We start from the raw sequence: 19,827 nt of genomic DNA on the forward strand, positions 1-19,827 counted from the left end.
TGAATTGCCCGCCGGAGGCGACCCCCACACAAAGGTACCCCGCTTATGGCTGCTCCAGTTAAGGCCTGACCAGGTTCACGGCTCCCCATCGCGAGGGCCGCCACCGGCGGGCAATTCGATTGGCTCGATAGGCCACCCGGACACAGATGGTGTCGGTCACGGGCGAAGGGCTAGATTCTGATGCGCTCCGCCCTCCCTGTCAACGCGGTGCGAACCGGCGGCGGGCAGATTTGCGGCCGCCCGCATTGATCTTGCTGGCGGTCGATGGGTTTTCCTAGGATCGAGGGCCGCGACCAATCGGTGTTCTGGCGAAAACACATGCCCGGTGAACGTGCGATGGTCCGGTCTGTCCGCTTCTTTCCAAAATCACGGTAGCAAGGATTTATCCGCGATGACGGCCCCCAAGCAACGCCTCGACATCGACGCCCACACTATTGTTCGACACCAACAGGAACTGGTGGCCCGTTGGCACGAGCAGGACATCGACAATCCGTACACCGGATTCCTGCAACTGGTTTGCCAGCAGCATGAATTCAATTTCCGTCTGTGGCACGAGGAAGACATCGCTCGCAGCCCCACGGCCAGCGACACCGAAATCGCCCAGGTCAAACGCAACATCGATGGGCTGAACCAGAAGCGTAACGACATGATCGAACGCCTCGACGACGCGATCACCGAACGGCTGCAGAGCGAAGGTGTGGTGGTCGCCGCCGAGGCCCCGATCAACACCGAAACGGCCGGCAGCACGATCGATCGCCTCTCGATCATGTCGCTGCGTCTGTATCACTACGAGGAACAGCTGCACCGCGGCGACGCCGACCAGGCCCACAAAGCCAAGGTCACGCAGCGGATCGAAATCTGCCGCTTGCAGCACAGCGACTTGACCGACGCCTTGGCCACGCTGCTGGACGACCTGTTCGCCGGCCGCAAACTGCACAAGACCTATCGTCAGTTCAAGATGTACAACGACCCTTCGTTGAACCCCTCGATCTACCAGGCTTCCCAGCGTCGCGCTGGTTAAACGGACGCCCCCTTCGATGGACAACCCGTTTGCAGTCGATCGACGTCCGCGCGCTCCACTGCGGACCGTGCGGACATTGGCCGTGGTGGTGGTCGCCTTGGTGGGCGTGCTGGGTATCCAGTGGGGCTCCCAAAGATGGCTACTGACGCGTCTGTCGACGGGTCTGAACGAACAACCGATCGACGTGCGGATCCAGCGGCTGCAGCAAATCGCCCAGCTCGGTTCGATCGGCATGCCGGTCCTGACCGAGCAGCTGGCCTCGCCCGAGGAGGCCGTTGCCCGCACCGCTTTCGATCTGCTCCGCGAAGACCAACGCGGCTGGGTCGAATTGACCGACCGGCGGGCCGACGACCGGCATCATCGCCTGGTACAGGAATTGACCGAGGTCGCGCCGCGGCTGCCTCGCTCGCGCAGCGGCTGGCTGGCGATGCTGCTGAACCGCACCATCGTCGAAACCGTCGAACATGCTTCCAGCGACGCGTCGCTGGCCTACCGACAAGCGACCGAGCTGTTGGCCAGCTTTTCCGCGGGCGATGGCGTCGACGACCTGCCCGATACCAGCGAACGGCTTGCTTCGAGTGATCCGGATGCGGCGACGCCGCGGGTCGCCCTGCGAACCCAACCATTACCGCTCGAGGACACGGCTCCGGCCTCGTCGCCGCCACCGCCGGCCGCAGCGCAAGGCCCCGAGACGGAATCGTCTGCAGGCCAGGAGCGATCCTCTGCGAGCGAATCCCAGGAAGCTTTGCTGCAGCCGCTGGAAACCAGCAACCAAGTCCCCCAGTTATCGCCGGTCCGCGTTCAATCGGGACGGGGACGGGAGGCCGTCGTGGTTCCCGTGGAATACTTGAGCGGCGGTCCTTTCGAAGCCTACACGACGCGCAGCGTGATCGCAGGCCTGCGCAGCGTTCAGCCGCAGCTGAGAGACGCGGCCCATCGCGAACTGCAGCGCCGCGGCTTTGACCAAACGGCTTTGCTGCTAGCCGAACGTTTGGCCGATCCGGACATCCGTGTACGCTTGGCACTGCTGTCGGAACTAGCCCGGCACGACGAACTGGACCCTCGCCAGTGGCTGCAGTGGTTGGGCGAAGACGCCGAACCCGAGGTCCGGCGTCAGGCGATTGCCGCGTTGGGAACGATGGACCAAGCCGAGACGGTCCAGTGGCTGCGTGAGCGGCTGGCGGTCGAGCGGGATCCGGCGGTCGCGGACCTGATTCGTCGCATCCTCCAGCAGCGCAAAAAATAAGCTCGCAGCACCGGCGGCGCTGCGAGCTTACGAATCACTTCAGCGCTGCGGCACGCTACATTTCCCAGCCGTCGCGGTATTCGCGGCTGACGAATTCGTTGACCGCTTCGACGTTGGGGCTGCGCATCGCCTTGGCATCCCACTTGACGCGCTGACCTTCTCCGGCTCGCATCGCCAGGTTGCCGACCAGGATGGTTTCGGTCAGGCGGCCAGCGTAGTCGAAGTTGGCCATCGTGCCGGGTTCGTATTCGCCTTTGACGGTCGACACGAACTCCCACTTCTGCCGTTCATCACCGCTGGCGTTGTACGGAATCCGCGGCAAGGTCTGCTCGGGCTTTTTGTAGTCCGTGAACCTGTCTTCGGGCAGCAGGATCGCCCGCGCACCGTAATCATCCGGCGAGAACAAGATGCCCTTGGTGCCGATCAGCACGGCACCGCTGGTCTTGCGACCATTGCCACTGCGTTGGGCTTCGACGCGGCGTTGGAACGAGGCCGGCAACTGCGAGATCACCGATTCGTCGGGCAGGTTGCCGCCGTCGTACCAGTGGAACTTGCAGGGCTTGAAGTTCCCGCGTTCCGGGAACTCGAACAACAGCGTGGAGCTGCCGGGGAAGGTTTCGCCTTCGACGATTCCCGGGTTCTTCACGGCGGTCACCGCGACCGGGTCCCACAGATCCAGGGCCATCACCGGCATGTTGGTCGTGTGGCACGCCATGTCGCCCAGAGCGCCGGTGCCGAAGTCGACCCAGCCGCGCCAGTTGAACGAGTGGTAAACGCCTTTCTTGAAGGGCCGCATGGGAGCCGGTCCGATCCAGGCGTCCCAGTTCAGGCCTTCGGGAATCGGATCTTCGCCTTCGGGACGTCCGAGGCCCTGCGGCCAGACCGGACGGTTGGTCCAGACGTGCACGTCGGTCACATCGCCGATCACGCCGTCGCGGACCATTTCGACCGCTTCGCGAAGCCCGTCTTCGGAGGTGCCTTGGTTGCCCATCTGCGTCACCACGCCGGTTTCGGCCGCCGTTTCGCGCAAAGCCCGTGCTTCGGCGATCGACCAGGTCAGCGGTTTCTGACAGTACACGTGCTTCTTCATCCGCATCGCCTTCAAGGCGGCGGTGGCGTGGGTGTGGTCGGGCGTGCTGACGGTAACGATGTCGACCTTGTCGCCCAGTTGGTCCAGCATTTCGCGGAAGTCGGAGAACTGCTTGGCGTCGGGGAACTCGCGTCCCTTCTTGGTCAGGGTGCCAGCATCGACGTCGCACAAGCCGACGATTTTGACGCCCAGGTCGCCGATGTGACTGCAGTCGCTGCTGCCCTTGCCGCCAACGCCGATGCAGGCTGCGGTCAAGGCGTTCTGTGCCGATTCCTGACCGACCGCTTGGGACAGACCTTGGCTGCCGAGCCACAGGCCGGTTCCCAGTGCCGCGGATTGTTTGACGAAGGTTCGACGCGTCGAACCACGCTGGACAGATTTAGATTGGGCCATTCAATAAACTCCGAACAAGAAAATTGCATCCAGCCGTGGCGCATTACCATGCTTGCCCCGGTGGATAGAACACGATTGAGGAAACGAGGTGGGGTAAGGATTGGGGTAGGCAAACACGTGGGTGGGACGGACACCCCGGGGGGTGGCAGACGCATTCCCGGGGGTGCGATCGACATCCTGAAGGTACCGCCCGTAGGGCGACGCTCGCTCTACAATAGCAGCTGGGCGGCCAACAAACAATCAATTGCGTTCCTCTGCTCGCCCTAAACACCGCCTTTGGACTAAACTGCTGCTTCCGATACAGCTTTCCCTCCCTTTCACCCAAAACGCCCCAGTGACGGAGTCCTTTGTGAGCCGATTCATGTTTCGTTTACCTCGCCTGTCCGCCTGCCTGCCGTTTGCGGCCGTCCTGGTCGTCTGCACCAGTGCCGGTTGCCAGGAAAACCAGCCGCTGGAACCCACTCAGACCACGCGTGCAGAGCTGGAGCAGACCCCGAACCCGGTGACGCCCAAACCCTATCCTTTGACCAACGCGGATTCGGTCCAGCGGCCCCAGCCTGTGGCCCAGCCCAGCCCTCCCGTCCAACAAGCCCCACAGCAGTCCGACGATGCGGTCGCGGCGCTGGAGGCGGCCGGGTACGCCCTGACGACCAACAGCCAGGGACACGTCGTCGAGTTGGCCGTGGGTACGGATGATTCGATTGCCGATACGTTTCAGCATTTTGCTGGTTTGCCGCACGTCAAAATCGCTCGGCTCTCCGGACCCGGCATCCATGACGAAGGCCTCGAGGCGTTGGCGGAACTGGAAAACCTCCAGCGGCTGGACCTGACCGATGCGGCGATCACCGACGAAGCGATGAAAACGGTCGGCAAACTGGACAAGCTGGTCGCGCTGTTCCTCCGCCGCACCGGCATTTCCAACGATGGTCTGGCACATCTGACCGACCTGCCCAAGTTGCGGGCGATCGACGTGCGCAACAGCAATATCTCCGATCCCGGCATGGATCACCTGGCCAAGATCACGACCCTGGAAGACATCCAGCTGGAAAAATCCAACGTGACCGACGCCGGAATCGAAAAACTGGCCGACCTGAAACTGAAGAGCATCAACGTGAACTACTGCACGTCGATCAGCGATGCGTCGCTGCAGGTGTTCGGCCAAATGCCGACGCTGCAGTACATTCAGATGGACGCCAGCAAGATCAGCGACGAAGGCATGCCGGCGGTCGCCAATTTGAAGAAGCTGAAGCGGCTGCGAATTCGCGAGACCGACATCACCGGCGAAGGGTTCAAGCACGTCGCCGGCCTGGACCAATTGGACCGCTTGGAACTGCGCGGCACGTCGATCGACAACCAGGGCGTGGCGATCATCGCCGACCTGCCCAACGTCACCTATCTGGACCTCAGCGAATGCCGCTTGATCGACTCCGAAGGTTTTGCGCCGCTGAACCAGCTGAAGAAACTGCGACTGCTGGGCCTGTGGGAAACCAAGCTCGATGACGAAGCGCTGGCCCAGCTGGGTGATTTGACCGAACTGGAAGACCTGGACCTGAAGTCCACGTCGATCACCGACGAAGCCACGCCGACGCTGCTGAAGTTTAAAAAGTTGAAGCGTCTGAACGTGGCTGGCACCCAGCTGGCCGATGAAAGCATCCGCAAGCTGGCCGCTCTGCCGAACCTGGTCTACTTGAACATCGCCAACAACTCGAACATCGGCTTTGATGTCATCGACGAATTGATCGAGAAGTACGAAGACCTGAACCTGGTCGAATACGAGAGCGGCTGAGCTCCGCGTTACATCAGCCGCCGCGTGTACAGAACCCACTCGGCCGTCAGCAGGCCGACGGCGATCAATAATAGCCACCGCCACAGTTCGCCTCTGGCGGCGACGGTGGCGGCGCCCTCTTCGGCTCGCAGAATCGCGTTCTCGCGATCCAGATCGATGATCGTGATCCGGTCGCCACTGCGGACCGTGGCGTCGGGGTCGATCGGGGCGTCGTTGCGTCGGACCACGCCATCGTCCAGCCAGGCCTGGATCTGCGGTTCGGTCCCCGCCTCCAGAGCCAGCATGGCTTCGGCAATCCTCGCCCCGTCTTCGGCTTCGCCGACCACGTACTCGGTGTCGAACTGGGCGACCGGTCCGATCAACCGCACCGCGGGACGTTGCAGACGGCTTTCCTGCAGGTCAAACAGGTTGACGGTGAACACGCCCAGCGGCAGTTCCTGTTTGGACAACAGATACAGGCCCGGTTGATCCGTGTCGGTGATCGATACGGTTCCGCCGGCGGCCACCTGCAGGGTGCGTTTGCGGCCGCTCGGGTCGGTCAGGTCGACGGTCTTCAGACGGTTGTCGACCCGCATCGTGACGGTCTCACCCGGCGGGTACGAAGGCGACGAACTGGAATCGATCGCGCCGCCCAGGTGCCGCAGGACGTTCAGTACGAACACCGGCCAGCTGCGCTGCACCGGCCAGTCACTGTTAAAAACCATGCCCTCTTCGGTGTCGGACAGGATGTCAAAGCCGACGACCAGGTCCTGATAACCCTCGCGCGGCGAAACGGCCATCACCGCGCCGCTGTCGGCGGTCAACAGATCGACACTGCCCTGGGGCGGCGTCAGCGGACGGCCTTCGACGATCTGCAGGGAGTACAGCTCCAGGAAACGCATCAAGGGATGCGTGCGATCGATGTCGATCAACAGCACCGGCGAGGTTGGTTCGCCCCACTGCCAACCGGCCGGGGGCAGCGAACCGATAAACATCGTGTTGGAAACCGGCATCTGCTGCGGTGCACAGCGATCGTAGATAATCAAATCGTCCAGGCCGCCGGTGGCCCGTTCTTGATAAGCGTCGCTTTGCAGATAGGCCGGTGAAACGGTTTCCAGCAAACACAACCGCCTGGCTTCGGGCGTCTGCAGCGCCAGCTCCAGCGGGTGGTTACCTTCGCTGACCAACAGCACCGAAACGGTACGCATGGGGGCGATTGCCGCGTAAGCCGTGTTGTCCAGGGCCAGCTCGTCGCGTGCTACCGGGCGGCCGTTGTCGTCGACGATATTCAGGACCAGCTTCAATTCGGCGGCCGCCGCGTTGCTCAACTGAAACGGCGCGCCGGCTTCTTCACCGGCCGGAATGTCCAGTTCGATCGCGTCCAGGAACTGGTCGTCCATGAACAATGTTGCGTCGAGCCGTTGGCGCTCGGTGCCGGTATTGGCCACGCGAGCGAAGGCTTCGACTTGTTCGGGCGTTTCGGGATTTCGCTGGGCGCTGAAGGCCACGATCGCCAGATTCGCTGCGTCCTCGGTGCCGACGGGAATGTAGGTGGCTTGCAGGTTTTCTAAATCGAAATCGGTGACATTGGGAAAACCGCCATCGGAATAGATCAACAGCTGGGCCGGCTGGGCGTCGGCCACTTGGTAGTCCTGGGCATCGCCGGCTTCGCTGGTTCGATTCGGGTTGGCCAGCCCGGCCGCGGCTTTGAGCGCATCGAGCACATCGGTCGGGCGGTCGCTCTGGCGGGCCCGCTCGAGGGCCTCGCGCAGGCGGTTGCGATCCGACGTGAAGGACTGCAGCACTTCGGCGCGATCGTTAAAGGCGATCAGCATCGCGACGTCGGTATCGTCCATCCTGTCGATCCGCTCGCGAACCTTCTTCTTGGCCGCTTCGAAACGACTTTCCTCCTCATCCACGTCGGTCGCTCGCATACTGGCCGAGGTGTCCAGCAGCAGGACCAGCCGTTCGTTCTGCTGATTGCTGCTCTGCCAGCCGGGCCGCAACAGGGCCAACGCGGCCATCGCGATGACCAACAACTGCAGCAACAACAACAGACTGCGGCGCAGCCGCTGCAGCAGACTGTTGACGTGCAGGTCTTCGATCGTCCGCGACCACAGGAACGTGCTGGGCACCACCATCGGCTGGCGCCGCAGTTTCAGGAAGTACAACAGCACGATGCCGATGGGCACCACCGCCAGCAGCGCCCATTGCCACGCCGCCAAGGCCGGCAGATAACTCATCGCACCACCCCACGTTCACGTAAGTATCGAGTGACCAGTTGGTCGACCGGCATATCGGTGCGGGCCAACAGGTAAGTGATCGAGCGTCGGCTGCAGAACGTTCGCGCGGTGTCGATAAAGGCGTTGACGGTGCGTTGGTAGCGTTCCAACAGGATACGGTTGACGGTGACTTCGGCCTGGTCGCCGTCTTCGCTATCGACCAGCCGCAGGTCGCCCTGCAGCGGCGGTTCCAATTCTTCCGGGGCCAGCAGGTGAACGACGTACACGTCCATGCGGCGGCCCAGCAACATCCGCAGCGCTTGTTCATAGCCCTGCTTGTCCAACAGATCGGTGATCAGGACGACGATTCCGGTTCCGGTGTTGCGATGCGAGAAACGCTTGACATCCTCGTACAACGAACCGTTATCGCCGGGGCGAATCCCATCGAGGTATTCCAGCATTCGCCACAGGTTGGACTTGCCCCGCAGGACCGGTGCCCGGTCGCCCTGGGGACCGAGCGCGGCCAGTTTGACGCGGTCGGCACGGCACAGGCCCACGTACCCCAGGCAGGCGGCCAATTGCTTGGCGACGTGCAGCTTGGTCGGATCGCCAAAGTTCATCGACTCGCTGGAATCGATCAGGGCGTAAAAGTGCAGGTCTTCCTCTTCCAGAAACAGTTTCAAAAACAACTGGTCCAGACGTGCATACAGGTTCCAGTCGATCTGTCGCAGGTCGTCGCCGGCGACGTAGTTTCGGAAGTCAGCGAATTCGACGCTTTGTCCCTTGCGGCGACTGCGGCGTTCGCCCTTCATACGTCCGCGAAAGACACGACGAGAAACCAATTCCAGTCGCTCCAGACGAGCGATCAGATCGGCGGGCAGCAGCTCGGTTGCGGCGGCAGGCATAAGCGGTTTTCGAAGACGGTTGCAGCGATCAGGAACAAACACGCAAACCAGCATCTTACCGGCTGCGCCAACCAATTCCCAGCTACGGCGCTCCGGGCAATTTCTTGGCCTCGGGATCGCGCGGTGGTTTGTCCAGGGCCAGGAACGCAAACAGGTCGGCGATCTCTTTTGGCGTCAACTGCTTCTCCAGCTCCTCGGGCATCATCGAAACCTCGTTGATCTTGAAAACTTCGATCTCGTCTCGAGGAATCGATTCCACTTTGCCGCCCTGCAGCTTCAACACCACTCGCTGGTCCGATTCCTCCACCGCCAACCCAGTCAGGACGCGTCCGTCGGCGGTGACCACGGTGCGTGCTTGATAGCCCGGGCCGATTACGGCCGAGGGATCCAAGACGTTGTGGAGCAATTGATTCCAGTCGTTGCGGCCGTTGCGGGTGATATCGGGACCGACGGCGGCTCCTTTGCCGTAGATCTGATGGCATTGACCGCAGACCTTCATGAACGACGCTTCACCGGCGATGGGATCGCCGTCGGCCGAAGCCAAACGCTCGCGGTAATGCTGGATGATCTTGCTGCGGTCGCTGCGTCGGTCGGTGCGAACCTGACCATAGACCTCGGCCACCGCCCGCTGGACCGCGGGTTCGGTCGCCGAGGCCAAGCGTCGCAGTTGGTTCAGGTTCAACGCCTCGCGGGGGACGCGTTCGGCGGCGATCGCTTGCAACAATTCCTCGGACCAACCGCTGCGTTGGGTCAGCAATTCGATGACTTTGGGTTTCACGTCGCCGGGCAACTGAGGATACAGCTGCAGCGCCAGATCGGCGATCTCGGGATGGCTCGCCCGGCCCAGTTGATCGAGCACCGCGGCCCGCAGCTCCGGCGATGTCTGCTGCTTTAGTAAAACCCCACGCAGGCTTTCCAGCAGGTTGGGGCTGTTGGAATAAATCAGGGTTTCGAGCGCCGCGACGCGCTGGGACGTTGGCCGCAGGGCGTTTTGAAAGACCGTCGCGGCGTGGCGTTGGCCCGCGGCATCGCCCCACATGGCCGCCAGCATCAAAGCCGAAATCTGGTTTTGGTCGATCAAGTGTCGCAGCTGTGGAGCGATCGCGCGGGCCAGACGTTGTCGCTGGGCGGCGCTGAAGCGGCCCTGCTGGGTCTGAGAAATCACAGCTTCGAGGATGGCCGTGGTCAGAGGGGAGGGCATCTGCGCGTCCAGCGACTCCGTCAAAATCTGCTGGACAAGCGGCAGATTTTGTTCGGCTGAATCGCACAGCACGGGCAACAAACGTGGCAGCAACTGCTGCACGTTCTCGTCCGCCTTGGCGACCAGCAATCCCTCGACCGTCGTTGCTGGCGACTTACGAACCCACGGCAGAACGGCGTTCCAAGCGAGGTGCGTGATCGTCGGGTCGTTGCTGTGCAGCAAGCAATCCCGTACCACGGCGGTCTTGTCTTCGGGCGCCAGCGAAGCCTTTCCGGCTGCGACAATTAATTGCACCCGAGTGCGTGGATGTGTCGTTTCGGCGGCGGCCATCTGCCGCAGTTTGCGGCCGACCGCGTCGTCGTCGGCATGGTGATCACCCAGCCCGCGAACGCTCCAGGCGGCGATGACCGGATCGCTGTGATCGCACAACCGCAACAGGTCCTCGGCGCGATGCTGCGTCCCGGACAGCAGCGTCCAAAGAGCGTGTCGACGAGCGGTTTGCGGCGTGTCGGCGTCGTTGACCATGTCCAGCAACCGGCGAGCCGTGGTGGCGTCGCTCCGCTCGGCCAGGATCCGCTGGGCACGCTCGCGCCAATAGATATTGGGCGAAGCCAAACGCCGCAGCAACTGCTCGTCGGTTTCCGCTTGCAGATCGAATGCTTCGGCGGCCGGCGTGTTTTGATAACGAACGCGATACAGCCTTCCATGTCCACGGTCCACGCCTTCGGGATCCGCGTTGGCATCCTGATAACAGTGGTACCGGTCGTACCAATCCAGCACATACAGGCACCCGTCGGGGCCGACTTGCTGGGACACCGGCATGAACCACACGTCGTTGGCAGTGAGGAAGTCTTCACGCGGTTTGCCGAAGTAGCTGGCACCACGCGGCTCGAGCACATCGGCGTTCAAACAACCCGCGTGGACGTTGCCCATGTACAACGTGTTGCGATACTCCGGCGGGTAGGCATCGCTGTCGAAGTGCACGATCCCACAGTAGGCCGCCTTTTGATGTTTGTGCTGGACGATTGAAGGCATGGGCCAAGTGTACGCGGGATAGGGCCCGCCCTGGCGGATGTAGTAGCCGGTTTCGGCCACGTGCCAGAGGTGGTCGATCACACAGGCCGAGAGAAAGAAGTCGCCGGCCGGATTGATGGCGATGCCCCACGGGTTGCTGGTCCCTTCGGCAAAGATTTCGAACTCCCAAGTGCGCGGGTCCAGCCGCCAAACGGCACAGGTAAATCGCCATGGCTCCTGACCGCTTTGGTAGTTGGGATTCTGCGGGGTGTAGCGGACGCGGCAATGGTTGAAGACGCCGTTCAGGCCGTACAGGTATCCATCGGGGCCCCAGGTAAACGCGTTGGGCAACTCGTGCGTATCGGTGCGGCCGAAACCGGTCAACACCTTCGTCGTCTTGTCGGCTCGCAGGTCGCCGTCGGTATCCTCCAGGAACAGCAGGTCCGGAGCGTTGGCGACCCACACGCCGCCGTGGCCGACCTGGATGCCCGAGGGAATGTTCAGGCCTTCGGCAAAGACGGTGACCTTGTCGACCACGCCGTCGCGATCGGTATCCTCCAGAACCTTGATCCGGTCGCGTCCCGGACCGGGCTGGCGACGCGGGTACTCAAAGCTTTCCGTCACCCAGAAACGGCCCGCGTCGTCGATGCACATCGCCACGGGATTCATCAGTTGGGGTTCCGAAGCGACCAACTGGACCGAAAAGCCCTCGGGCACCTCCATCTTGTCCAGCGCCGCCTGCGGCGACAGCGGCGGACCGGGCGGCGCGTCCTGACGGCGGGGAATGCGAAGCTCTTCGCCGGAGGTCACGTGCGGAGCCAACACCGCGGCCACCAAGACCAGCCACAGGATGGGATGGCCAGCGCCGGTGGGGAAAGACAGCATGCTCATAACGAAACGTCGACTGCGATGGAGGAGGGAAACAGGTGTGGCATAGGCTTCCAGCCTGTGATCTGCGTGGCATAGGCTTCCAGCCTGTGAATACCGAACGTGGCCCCAGTTTAATCGATTGCCGCGGCGGCCGGCGGAGCGGGGCATTGCTCTGCGGCGATCCGCTCCGGCCATGGGACATGCGGGGCCGACCGGTTATAACAACCGGTCTGAACTCTCCTGGCGCCGTCCAGGCAGCTCGCGTCCGCCGCACTGGGGTCTCCGCCGCACTGGGGTCTCCGCCGCACTGGGGTCTCCGCCGCACTGGGGTCTCCGCCGCACTGGGCCCTCCTGGACGCGGTTGGCAAGCGTTGTATACGGTGAATTGATGTCCGAGCGTGCTGAACCCAATGAACGTTTCGAATGCCTGGTCAGCCTGGGATCGAACCTGGGCCAGCGGCAGGGCCTCCTGACCGAGGCGGCTCGCCGATTGGCCGTGCATCCGCTGGTGCGCGAGTTTCGCACCAGCCGCTTGTTCACAACGCCGCCGATCGGTGGTCCCGGCGGCCAGGAACCGTTTCTCAACGCGGTCGCAGCCTTTCGCACCGCGGCGCCGGCTCGTGAAATCCTGCTTTGGCTGCAGGCGATCGAACAACAACTGGGCCGCGAGCGAAAGATTCGCTGGGACGCACGATCGATCGACCTGGATGTCGTGCTGTACGGCGACTTGACCGGCGGCGGGTCGGACCTGATCGTCCCCCACCCCCGCTACACCGCGCGTCTGTTCGTCTTGCTGCCGGCCTGCGACATCGTTCCCACCTGGTGCGACCCGCGGTTTGGCTGGACGATCCAGCGGTTGACCGATCACCTGTTGGCCGCGCCGCCGTCTCTGGCCCTGGTCGGTGGCGACGCCGATTGCCGCAACCGCTTCTGTGAACAGGTCGCTCGGCGGCTGGACATCCCCTGGTTTGCCGCTCCGCCGCTGCCGGCCGCACCGGCGGTGGCCGCCAACGCGCCGGCCGATGCGGCCTCCTACGGGACGAACATCAGCGGTCAGGTACAAATCGAAGCGGACCCGGGACAAGCTTGGATCGCCGCCGCACCGCCGGTCCTGCCCACCGTGGCGGAAGAGGCCACCTGGTCGGCGAACCATCGTCTGCCGCGGTTGTTGGTTCGCCTGCAACAGACCGACGCCCTGCATCGCTGGCCCGCGCCGCATCAGATCTGGCCGCGAGGCGGTCGCTGGCCGGAGTATCGGCTGGAGATCGGCGACCCGCAGTGGGCGGTGGAGGAACTGGTTTCCGCATTCGATTCGCTGCGGTGCCCGGTTACCGCCGCCAGCGACGACGGCGACTGGTGGAAACCATCGTAGCAGGGTCGCCATAGTAGCTCGGCTGTCCTCAGCCGAGGCAGGTCAGCATTCTCGGCTGTCCTCAGCCGAAGCAGGTCAGCATTCTCGGCTGTTCTCAGCCGAGGCAGGTCAGCATTCTCGGCTGGGACAGCCGAGCTACTATGACCACAGGCGACTCTTGGTTCGCAGTTGCCGGTAGGCTTCGTGCAGCCAACGCCGCGCCTGCGGGCTGGCCACACACACGCCCAGCGTACAGACCACGGCGGCCAGCGGACCGGCCAACAAGGTCGCCGGCAGCAGGGTTACCCAGACCAGCGTGACGTCCGAACGATACCCGCTGTGCTGCATCGCCAGATAGATGCCCAACAGGACCACCAGGTGCGAGAACGCGGTGGCCGCGACGGCGCCACCGAGCCCGAAGCGGGGCAGCAACCAGGCGTTCAACCCCAGGTTGACCGCCAAGCCCACCGCCAAGGCCCACCCGACCAGTTTGCCGCGCTCGGCGACCCATAAATAATTCTGGGCCAGCGCGATCAAGCCGGCCCAAATGCTGAACGTGAACGCCAGCGGCATCACGGCCAAACCGTCTTCGTACCGGCCGCCAAGCAGTTTTTCGAACATCCAGGGGGCGAGCGTCAGCGCTGCGGCGGCTCCCACGGTGAAAACGACCGACACGGCCAACAGCACGCGCCGCAGGGAAGCTCGCATTTGACGATGCCTCCCGCCTTCCCAGTCGGCCGTCATGTAGGGCAACAGGACCCCGCTGCCCATCACCGCGACCGATACGAGCAGGGCGGGAATGATCCGCGCACTGTGGTACTGCCCGACCAGCGATTGCCCCAGATCGGCGGACTGGCTGACATGCAGGATCATGTAACGGTCGGACAACTCAAAGGCGTTGGACAACAGGTTCATCACCCACAGAGCCGCCGCGTAGGGCAACACGCGCTGCCACATCGATCCGCTGCACAGCGGCTCCGGTGCCCGCGGCACCAGGTGCCAGTTCCGCAGCAACACCCACCATGCCGGCAAACTGCCCAGCCAGCAAGCGGCGGCAAAACTGTAAATCAAACCGGTCAACTGGCCTCCGCCCATCAAGACGGCCATCGCGAGAACCGTAAACCCAACGCTCTGGGTGAACTGCATCCAGGACACCACGCGAACTTGACGCAGCGCGGCGACCAATTCATTCAGGCTGTTGAACAGCACGATCGAAACCACCGCCACAGCCAGGGCCAGGATCGGAGAAAACCCCGCGGGCGCACGAAAAACCAGCCGGCCGAAAGCCTCGGGAAACACCAGCATGCCCGCGGCCGCCGCGCCCGACAGCGCGAACGTCAACCAGGCGATCCGACCCAGGAAACTCCGCAGATGGCCTCGCTGGCGATAGGTTTCCACATAGCGAGGCAGCGAACCGGGCAGGCCCAGCAACAACATCGGCGTGACCATCGTGACGAAGCCAAAGGCCATCGCCCACTGGCCCAGTACCTGGTCGTCCAGCACTCGGCAGAACCAGATGCCGCGGCCAAACCCGATGCCTCGCTGGATCACCGTCATCAGCAGCATTACCGACATGCCGAGCGCCAGCGAATCGGCCTGGAACGAACGATCGGACGATTCGGCAGCGGACATACAGCGAGGGGATTCAGCGACGGCGGCGAAAAAACGACGGCGTTAAACTGTTCGTCGAAGCTACCACAGTGCACCGCCGTGGCGATAAAATAGCCGCACTTCCCGTGCTCGTCTCGAGCGATTATTCCGGTTTTGTCGGTGGCATGTCTCCGCCCCGATTCCGATTGCCCACCGTGTTCAATAGAGAGCTGCTCTGAAATGCTGTCACGATTTCGTTGCTGGTCGTCGCCGGGATGTTGGTTGCCGCTGTGGATTTTGATGGTTGCGACGGCAACCCTGGACGTGTGTCCGGCGGCCGGCGCGGAACGCGACCGAGCGGCAGAGTGGCCGCGGTTTCGCGGTCCCGGTGGCGACGGCGTGGCCGCGGCCGATCCGGCCCAGGTGCCGCTGCGCTGGGGCCCGGATCAGAATGTGCAGTGGCGCTGCGAAACGCCGGGCGAAGGCTGGTCCTCGCCGGTCGTGGGTCGCGGCAAAGTTTTTCTCAGCGCGGCGATCAAACGGCCCGAGGATGCGGAATCGTCACGGGATTCCGAACAGCTGGATTTGTCGGTCGTCATCATCGATGCGAAAAGCGGCGACATCCAGCGGGTGGCAACGCTGTTCAGCCAGGACCTGAGCGATGCCCCGGGGATCCACAGCAAGAACTCCCACGCCAGCCCGACGCCGATCCTTGACGGCGACCGGTTGTACGTGCACTTCGGGCATTTGGGCACGGCCTGCTGTGATCTCGAGGGCAACGTGATCTGGACGCAGCGCAGCCTGCGTTTTCCGCCCACCCACGGCAACGGTGGTTCGCCGGTCCTGGTGGATGGAAAATTAATTTTCACCTGTGACGGCAGCCGCGATCCCTACGTCGCCGCCCTCAACGCCGCCGACGGTTCGGTGGCCTGGCGGACGCCGCGCCCGGTCGACGCCGAAAGAAAATTCTCTTTCGCCACCCCCACGCTGATCACCGTCGATGGCCAGCAACAGGTCATCGCACCGGGCAGTGACTGTGTCTTGGCTCTGGAGCCGTCGTCGGGACGCATCCTTTGGCAGGTTCGCTACGACGGGTATTCGGTGGTGCCCAAACCGCTGTTTGCCGGCGGGCTGATCTACCTGAGCACCGGGTACAATCGCGCCAGCCTGCTGGCGATTCGTCCCGACGGAAGCGGGGACGTGACCGACACGCACGTCGTGTGGCGAGTCGACAAGAGCGTCTCGAAAACGCCTTCGCCAACCGCGGCCGAAGATCTGCTGTTCCTGATCAGTGATGACGGAATTGCCGTTTGTATCGAACAGGCCAGTGGCGACGTGGTGTGGAGGCAGCGGCTGGGCGGCAACTTTTCCGCTTCTCCCGTACGGATTGGCGACCGGCTGTACGCCACCGACGAATCCGGCGTCACCAGCGTCATTGGCGCCGGTCGCGAGTACCGATTGTTGGCGGAAAACGATTTGCAGGAGCGCGTCCTGGCTTCGATGGCCGTCGCCGCCCCAGCCCTCTATCTGCGGACCGACAAGGCGCTTTACCGGTTGCAAAAACCCTGACCCTTGCGGCGCTTCTACGGGTCTGAGAAAGCCCCGCAGCGGCGCCGGTCGCAGGACCCGCCCTGGCACGATTCGCCGCGGAATTGTCTGGGAATCTGTGGCGGTCTCGCCCTGGTAACCTAAGCTGTACCAACAGGAGCACTGCCAGGAACCATGATTTACGTTCAAGATCTGACAAAAACCTACGACGACCTGCAGCGGGGGCGGTTTGTCGCTGTGGATCGGGTCACGTTCAACGTGTCGCGCGGCGAGATATTCGGCTTGCTGGGTCCCAACGGTGCGGGCAAAACCACCGTCCTGCGGATCCTGAGCACGGTCTTGCGGCCGACCAGCGGGACGGCGCGCATCGGCGGCTACGACGTCGATAGCGATCCGGCGGACGTGCGAGGCATGATCGGGTTTGTCAGCAATAACACGGCCCTCTACGACCGCATGACCGCCTGGGAAACCGTGCAGTACTTTGGACGGCTGCACGGGATGAGCAAAGCGAAGCTGGCCGAGCGTCTGGAAGGATTGTTCGACCAGCTGCGGATGAACGATTTTCGCGACGTCCCAGCCGGCAAAATGTCTACCGGGATGAAACAAAAGGTGTCCATCGCCCGGGCCCTGGTTCATGATCCGCCCGTCTTGATCTTCGATGAAGCGACCCTGGGGCTGGACGTGATGGTCGCTCGGAATTTGCTGCAGGTCGTACGCAGCCTGCGCGACGCCGGCAAATGCCTGATCTTCTCGACGCATATCATGCGCGAGGTCGAACGGTTGTGCGACCGCGTCGCAATCATGCACCGCGGACGCATCCTCGATACCGGGACGCTGGACGACCTCCGCCATCGGCACCAGGAACAGGACGTGGAAGATCTGTTCTTTGGATTGCTGTCGCGTCACGAACAACAAGCTTTGTCGGAGGCCGTGTAAGGTGCGAGGTTCGGAACATAATCGCCCGCGACCACGTACGGTCGCGATGATCTATCTTCGCGAAATGCGGGATCAGCTGCGCGATCGCCGCACGATCTTTACAATCGTCGTGCTGCCGATGGTGCTGTATCCGTTGGTCGGCACGCTGCTGCTGCAGATCGCCCAGTTCACGCAACAACACGCTCCGCGGATCGGCGTGGTGGGCGTGGAACACCTTCCGGCCCGGCCCGCTCTGGCCGATGGCGAAACGCTGGCCGAGGCTTACGAAGCGACGCAGGGCAATGCCACGTTTGAGTTTCATCAGTGGCAACAGTTGGCCCGCGACGGCGACGTTCCCTCAATCGCTCAGGCATTCGTCAACCGCGAGGACTACGACGCGGTTCTGCTGGTGCCGCCGGAGTTTTCCCTTCGGCAAAATCAGGCTCGCGACGGCACCCCGGCCGGGATCCACGGTCTGCGGATCGTGGTCAACCCTCGCTCCGATGCCGCGGGAATTGCCAGCGATCGGCTGTACTCGGTCCTGGGCCAGTGGCGTGATGACATCGTCGGCGATTCGCTGGACGACCGCGGTATCGATCGCGCCGTATTGCAGCCGTTCGAGGTCGAAAAAACCGCGACCAAAACCGCCGGCGGGCGGTCGATGTTGTGGAGCAAACTGTTGCCGTTTGTGATGCTGATCTGGGCGATGACCGGCGCGTTCTATCCGGCCATCGACCTGGTCGCCGGCGAGAAAGAACGCGGCACCTTGGAAACCTTATTGTGCAGCCCGGCGCTGCGCAGCGAGATCGTGTGGGGCAAGCTGGGTGCAGTGACCACGTTCAGCACACTGACCGCCCTGTTGAACGTGTTCAGCATGATGGTGACCAGCACGTTCATCTTTCGGCAGATGGGACTGGGCATCGGCGACGCCAGTTTCGGACCGCCCCCGGTCACCGCGATGCTGTGGTTGCTGTTGGCCCTGTTGCCGTTGTCGGCCCTGTTCAGCGCCCTGGCGCTGGCCGTCGCCGCGATGGCTCGCAGCAGCAAAGAAGGGCAGTACTACCTGATGCCCCTGATGATGCTGTCGCTGCCGCTGGTGCTGTTGCCGATGATGCCCGGAATGGGGTTGAACGTCGGCACGGCACTGATCCCCGTCTCGGGCATGTTCCTGTTGGTGCGGGCTCTGGTCGAAGCCCAGTACGTGGCGGCCCTGATGCATTTTCCGATGGTCGCCGGCGTGACGTTTGGTTGCCTGTGGCTGGCCACACGCTGGGCCCAGCGCCAGTTCGAAGACGAAGCGGTCCTGTTTGGCGGCGGCGAACAATGGGAACTGCGGTCCTGGATGCGGCATCTGTGGCGAGACCGCCAGGCGGTGCCCACGCCGGTTCAAGCCTTCGCCTGCGGGGCGATCATCCTGGTCGGATTGTTCTTCGGCAAATTGATGGTCAGCGAAATGCCCAGCGGTCTGGGCGCGTTGACGCGTTTGATCCTCACGCCGCAGATCGGACTGATCCTGGCTCCCGCGCTGTTGATGGCGATCATCCTGACGACCTCCTTGAGGCAAACGTTTCGGTTCCGGATGCCGCCGCTGGCCTCGCTGCCGGTGGCCGTGTTGCTGGGCGTCAGTCTGCATCCCTCCTACGTCACGCTGGGGCACTGGATCAGCGACATCTATCCGATCAGCGAGCAGACTCAGGCGGCGCTGAAACCGATGAGCGAGATGATCGCGTCGGCTCCGCTGTGGAACGTGGTGCTGCTGTTGGCGCTCGTTCCGGCGGTGTGCGAAGAACTGGCCTTCCGCGGATTCATGTTCAGCGGGCTGGTTCGCGGCGGCGGACGGATGCGAGCCGTGGTCGTTACGGCCGTCCTGTTCGGTGCCTCCCACGGCCTGTTGCAGCAGTCGCTGGCCGCCACGGTAATGGGATTGATGCTGGGCTGGGTCGCGCTTCGCAGCGGCAGCGTGATCCCCTGCCTGTTGATTCACTTCACCAACAACGCCCTGTCGGTTTCGATGGCGCGGATTCCCCAGATGAACCTGCCGGGGTCGGATCTCCTGATCACCGTCGCCGCCGACGGCAGTGCGAGTTACCAGCCGATGTGGGTGCTGATGGCATCGGGGCTGGCGTTCGCCTGCTTGACGTATTTCTATACCCTGCAGTCCACGGCCGACGAAGACGCCGCGGAACTGGAAGTCCAACCCAACCGCCTGGCCGACCCCGGCTTGCAGCCGGTATTGTCGGGGCAGTTGTAGGAAAGCGCAACATTCACCGCGATCGCAGAACCAGCCCGCAGGACGACTCCAATGAGACCGCAGCGGCTCCAAACAGACCACGCCGCAACATTCACCGCGACCGCAGAACCAGCCCGCAGGGCGGCATAGCCCTTGCCGGCCGTGTCACGGCCTGTCGGTTAATCCGAAAACGCGTTGCTTATGTGAGCCGTTTGGGCGATAGCCCCGGTTTTGCGGTGACGAAACCGAGGCTATCGCCTAAACGGCTCAATAATTCGACAGACCGGTCAACCGCCGGGTCACGCCACCCCAAACAAACCAAAGCCCCGGAGGGGCGACACAGCCGGTCTGCATCTGTGCCGCCCTTCGGGCTAAGAGTGTTTTGCTGCCCCGGCAAGGGCTGTGCCGTCCTTCGGACTAGGAGCAGGCTTGTCGACAAGCAAGTTAGGTTGCACATGCAGCGGCT

At 63.1% G+C, this 19,827-nt stretch carries 12 protein-coding genes and 1 other RNA gene; 7 read left to right on the forward strand and 6 right to left on the reverse strand.

Features of this window, described 5'->3' with window-relative positions:
• Positions 1-10: 10 nt before the first annotated feature.
• Positions 11-105: signal recognition particle sRNA small type (gene ffs, locus GE027_RS03395), an RNA gene on the reverse strand.
• A gap of 286 nt (positions 106-391) precedes the next feature.
• On the opposite strand from ffs, the gene GE027_RS03400 reads away from it, so the two are divergent.
• Together GE027_RS03400 and GE027_RS03405 are read left to right on the forward strand one after the other, a co-directional pair.
• A complete protein-coding gene (locus tag GE027_RS03400) occupies positions 392-1,021 on the forward strand; it encodes a DUF4254 domain-containing protein (protein ID WP_153555762.1) in 630 nt (209 codons plus the stop codon).
• 16 nt (positions 1,022-1,037) lie between these two features.
• Positions 1,038-2,267 (forward strand): HEAT repeat domain-containing protein, encoded by a 1,230-nt coding sequence (locus GE027_RS03405; RefSeq protein ID WP_153555763.1) that lies wholly within the window; start codon positions 1,038-1,040, stop codon positions 2,265-2,267.
• 55 nt (positions 2,268-2,322) lie between these two features.
• On the opposite strand, the gene GE027_RS03410 is transcribed toward GE027_RS03405, so the two are convergent.
• Entirely contained in the window at positions 2,323-3,750 is a 1,428-nt protein-coding gene (locus GE027_RS03410; RefSeq protein ID WP_153555764.1) for a Gfo/Idh/MocA family protein, read from the reverse strand.
• A gap of 361 nt (positions 3,751-4,111) precedes the next feature.
• Between GE027_RS03410 and GE027_RS03415 the strand changes: the two genes are divergently transcribed.
• Complete coding sequence (locus GE027_RS03415; protein WP_153555765.1) at positions 4,112-5,536, forward strand: leucine-rich repeat domain-containing protein; 1,425 nt, start codon at positions 4,112-4,114, stop codon at positions 5,534-5,536.
• Between the two features lie 8 nt (positions 5,537-5,544).
• Here the strand turns inward: GE027_RS03415 and GE027_RS03420 are convergent, their stop codons facing one another.
• From GE027_RS03420 to GE027_RS03430, 3 genes are all read right to left on the reverse strand, one after another.
• Positions 5,545-7,758, reverse strand: a complete 2,214-nt coding sequence (locus GE027_RS03420; RefSeq protein WP_153555766.1) for a vWA domain-containing protein — start codon at positions 7,756-7,758, stop codon at positions 5,545-5,547.
• Complete coding sequence (locus GE027_RS03425) at positions 7,755-8,642, reverse strand: DUF58 domain-containing protein (protein ID WP_153555767.1); 888 nt, start codon at positions 8,640-8,642, stop codon at positions 7,755-7,757. Before GE027_RS03425 ends, GE027_RS03420 begins: the two co-directional genes overlap by 4 nt.
• Before the next feature lie 82 nt (positions 8,643-8,724).
• Complete coding sequence (locus tag GE027_RS03430; protein WP_162006555.1) at positions 8,725-11,748, reverse strand: PVC-type heme-binding CxxCH protein; 3,024 nt, start codon at positions 11,746-11,748, stop codon at positions 8,725-8,727.
• 367 nt (positions 11,749-12,115) lie between these two features.
• On the opposite strand from GE027_RS03430, the gene folK reads away from it, so the two are divergent.
• A complete protein-coding gene (gene folK, locus GE027_RS03435) occupies positions 12,116-13,099 on the forward strand; it encodes a 2-amino-4-hydroxy-6-hydroxymethyldihydropteridine diphosphokinase (protein ID WP_153555769.1) in 984 nt (327 codons plus the stop codon).
• 138 nt (positions 13,100-13,237) lie between these two features.
• On the opposite strand, the gene GE027_RS03440 is transcribed toward folK, so the two are convergent.
• Positions 13,238-14,710: a lipopolysaccharide biosynthesis protein gene (locus GE027_RS03440; RefSeq protein WP_153555770.1), complete on the reverse strand. Its 1,473-nt coding sequence runs from the start codon at positions 14,708-14,710 to the stop codon at positions 13,238-13,240.
• Positions 14,711-14,908: 198 nt separating this feature from the next.
• Here GE027_RS03440 and GE027_RS03445 point away from each other — a divergent pair, with 198 nt between their 5' ends.
• From GE027_RS03445 to GE027_RS03455, 3 genes are all read left to right on the forward strand, one after another.
• Entirely contained in the window at positions 14,909-16,237 is a 1,329-nt protein-coding gene (locus tag GE027_RS03445) for a PQQ-binding-like beta-propeller repeat protein (RefSeq protein WP_237607230.1), read from the forward strand.
• A 153-nt stretch (positions 16,238-16,390) separates the two neighbouring features.
• Complete coding sequence (locus GE027_RS03450) at positions 16,391-17,152, forward strand: ATP-binding cassette domain-containing protein (protein ID WP_153555771.1); 762 nt, start codon at positions 16,391-16,393, stop codon at positions 17,150-17,152.
• A gap of 1 nt (position 17,153) precedes the next feature.
• Positions 17,154-19,382: an ABC transporter permease subunit/CPBP intramembrane protease gene (locus tag GE027_RS03455; RefSeq protein ID WP_315852904.1), complete on the forward strand. Its 2,229-nt coding sequence runs from the start codon at positions 17,154-17,156 to the stop codon at positions 19,380-19,382.
• Positions 19,383-19,827: the final 445 nt, after the last annotated feature.

The sequence above is a fragment of the Roseimaritima sediminicola genome (genome assembly GCF_009618275.1).
Lineage (GTDB): Bacteria > Planctomycetota > Planctomycetia > Pirellulales > Pirellulaceae > Roseimaritima > Roseimaritima sediminicola.

What these genes read in the sequence shown, in the direction of transcription:
- GE027_RS03445 (WP_237607230.1), top strand. Translation starts at nt 14,909, where the DNA reads ATGCTGTCACGATTTCGTTGCTGGTCGTCGCCGGGATGTTGGTTGCCG.
- GE027_RS03425 (WP_153555767.1), bottom strand. Translation starts at nt 8,642, where the DNA reads ATGCCTGCCGCCGCAACCGAGCTGCTGCCCGCCGATCTGATCGCTCGT.
- GE027_RS03415 (WP_153555765.1), top strand. Translation starts at nt 4,112, where the DNA reads ATGTTTCGTTTACCTCGCCTGTCCGCCTGCCTGCCGTTTGCGGCCGTC.
- GE027_RS03405 (WP_153555763.1), top strand. Translation starts at nt 1,038, where the DNA reads ATGGACAACCCGTTTGCAGTCGATCGACGTCCGCGCGCTCCACTGCGG.
- GE027_RS03430 (WP_162006555.1), bottom strand. Translation starts at nt 11,748, where the DNA reads ATGAGCATGCTGTCTTTCCCCACCGGCGCTGGCCATCCCATCCTGTGG.
- GE027_RS03410 (WP_153555764.1), bottom strand. Translation starts at nt 3,750, where the DNA reads ATGGCCCAATCTAAATCTGTCCAGCGTGGTTCGACGCGTCGAACCTTC.
- folK (WP_153555769.1), top strand. Translation starts at nt 12,116, where the DNA reads ATGTCCGAGCGTGCTGAACCCAATGAACGTTTCGAATGCCTGGTCAGC.
- GE027_RS03440 (WP_153555770.1), bottom strand. Translation starts at nt 14,710, where the DNA reads ATGTCCGCTGCCGAATCGTCCGATCGTTCGTTCCAGGCCGATTCGCTG.
- GE027_RS03450 (WP_153555771.1), top strand. Translation starts at nt 16,391, where the DNA reads ATGATTTACGTTCAAGATCTGACAAAAACCTACGACGACCTGCAGCGG.
- GE027_RS03400 (WP_153555762.1), top strand. Translation starts at nt 392, where the DNA reads ATGACGGCCCCCAAGCAACGCCTCGACATCGACGCCCACACTATTGTT.
- GE027_RS03420 (WP_153555766.1), bottom strand. Translation starts at nt 7,758, where the DNA reads ATGAGTTATCTGCCGGCCTTGGCGGCGTGGCAATGGGCGCTGCTGGCG.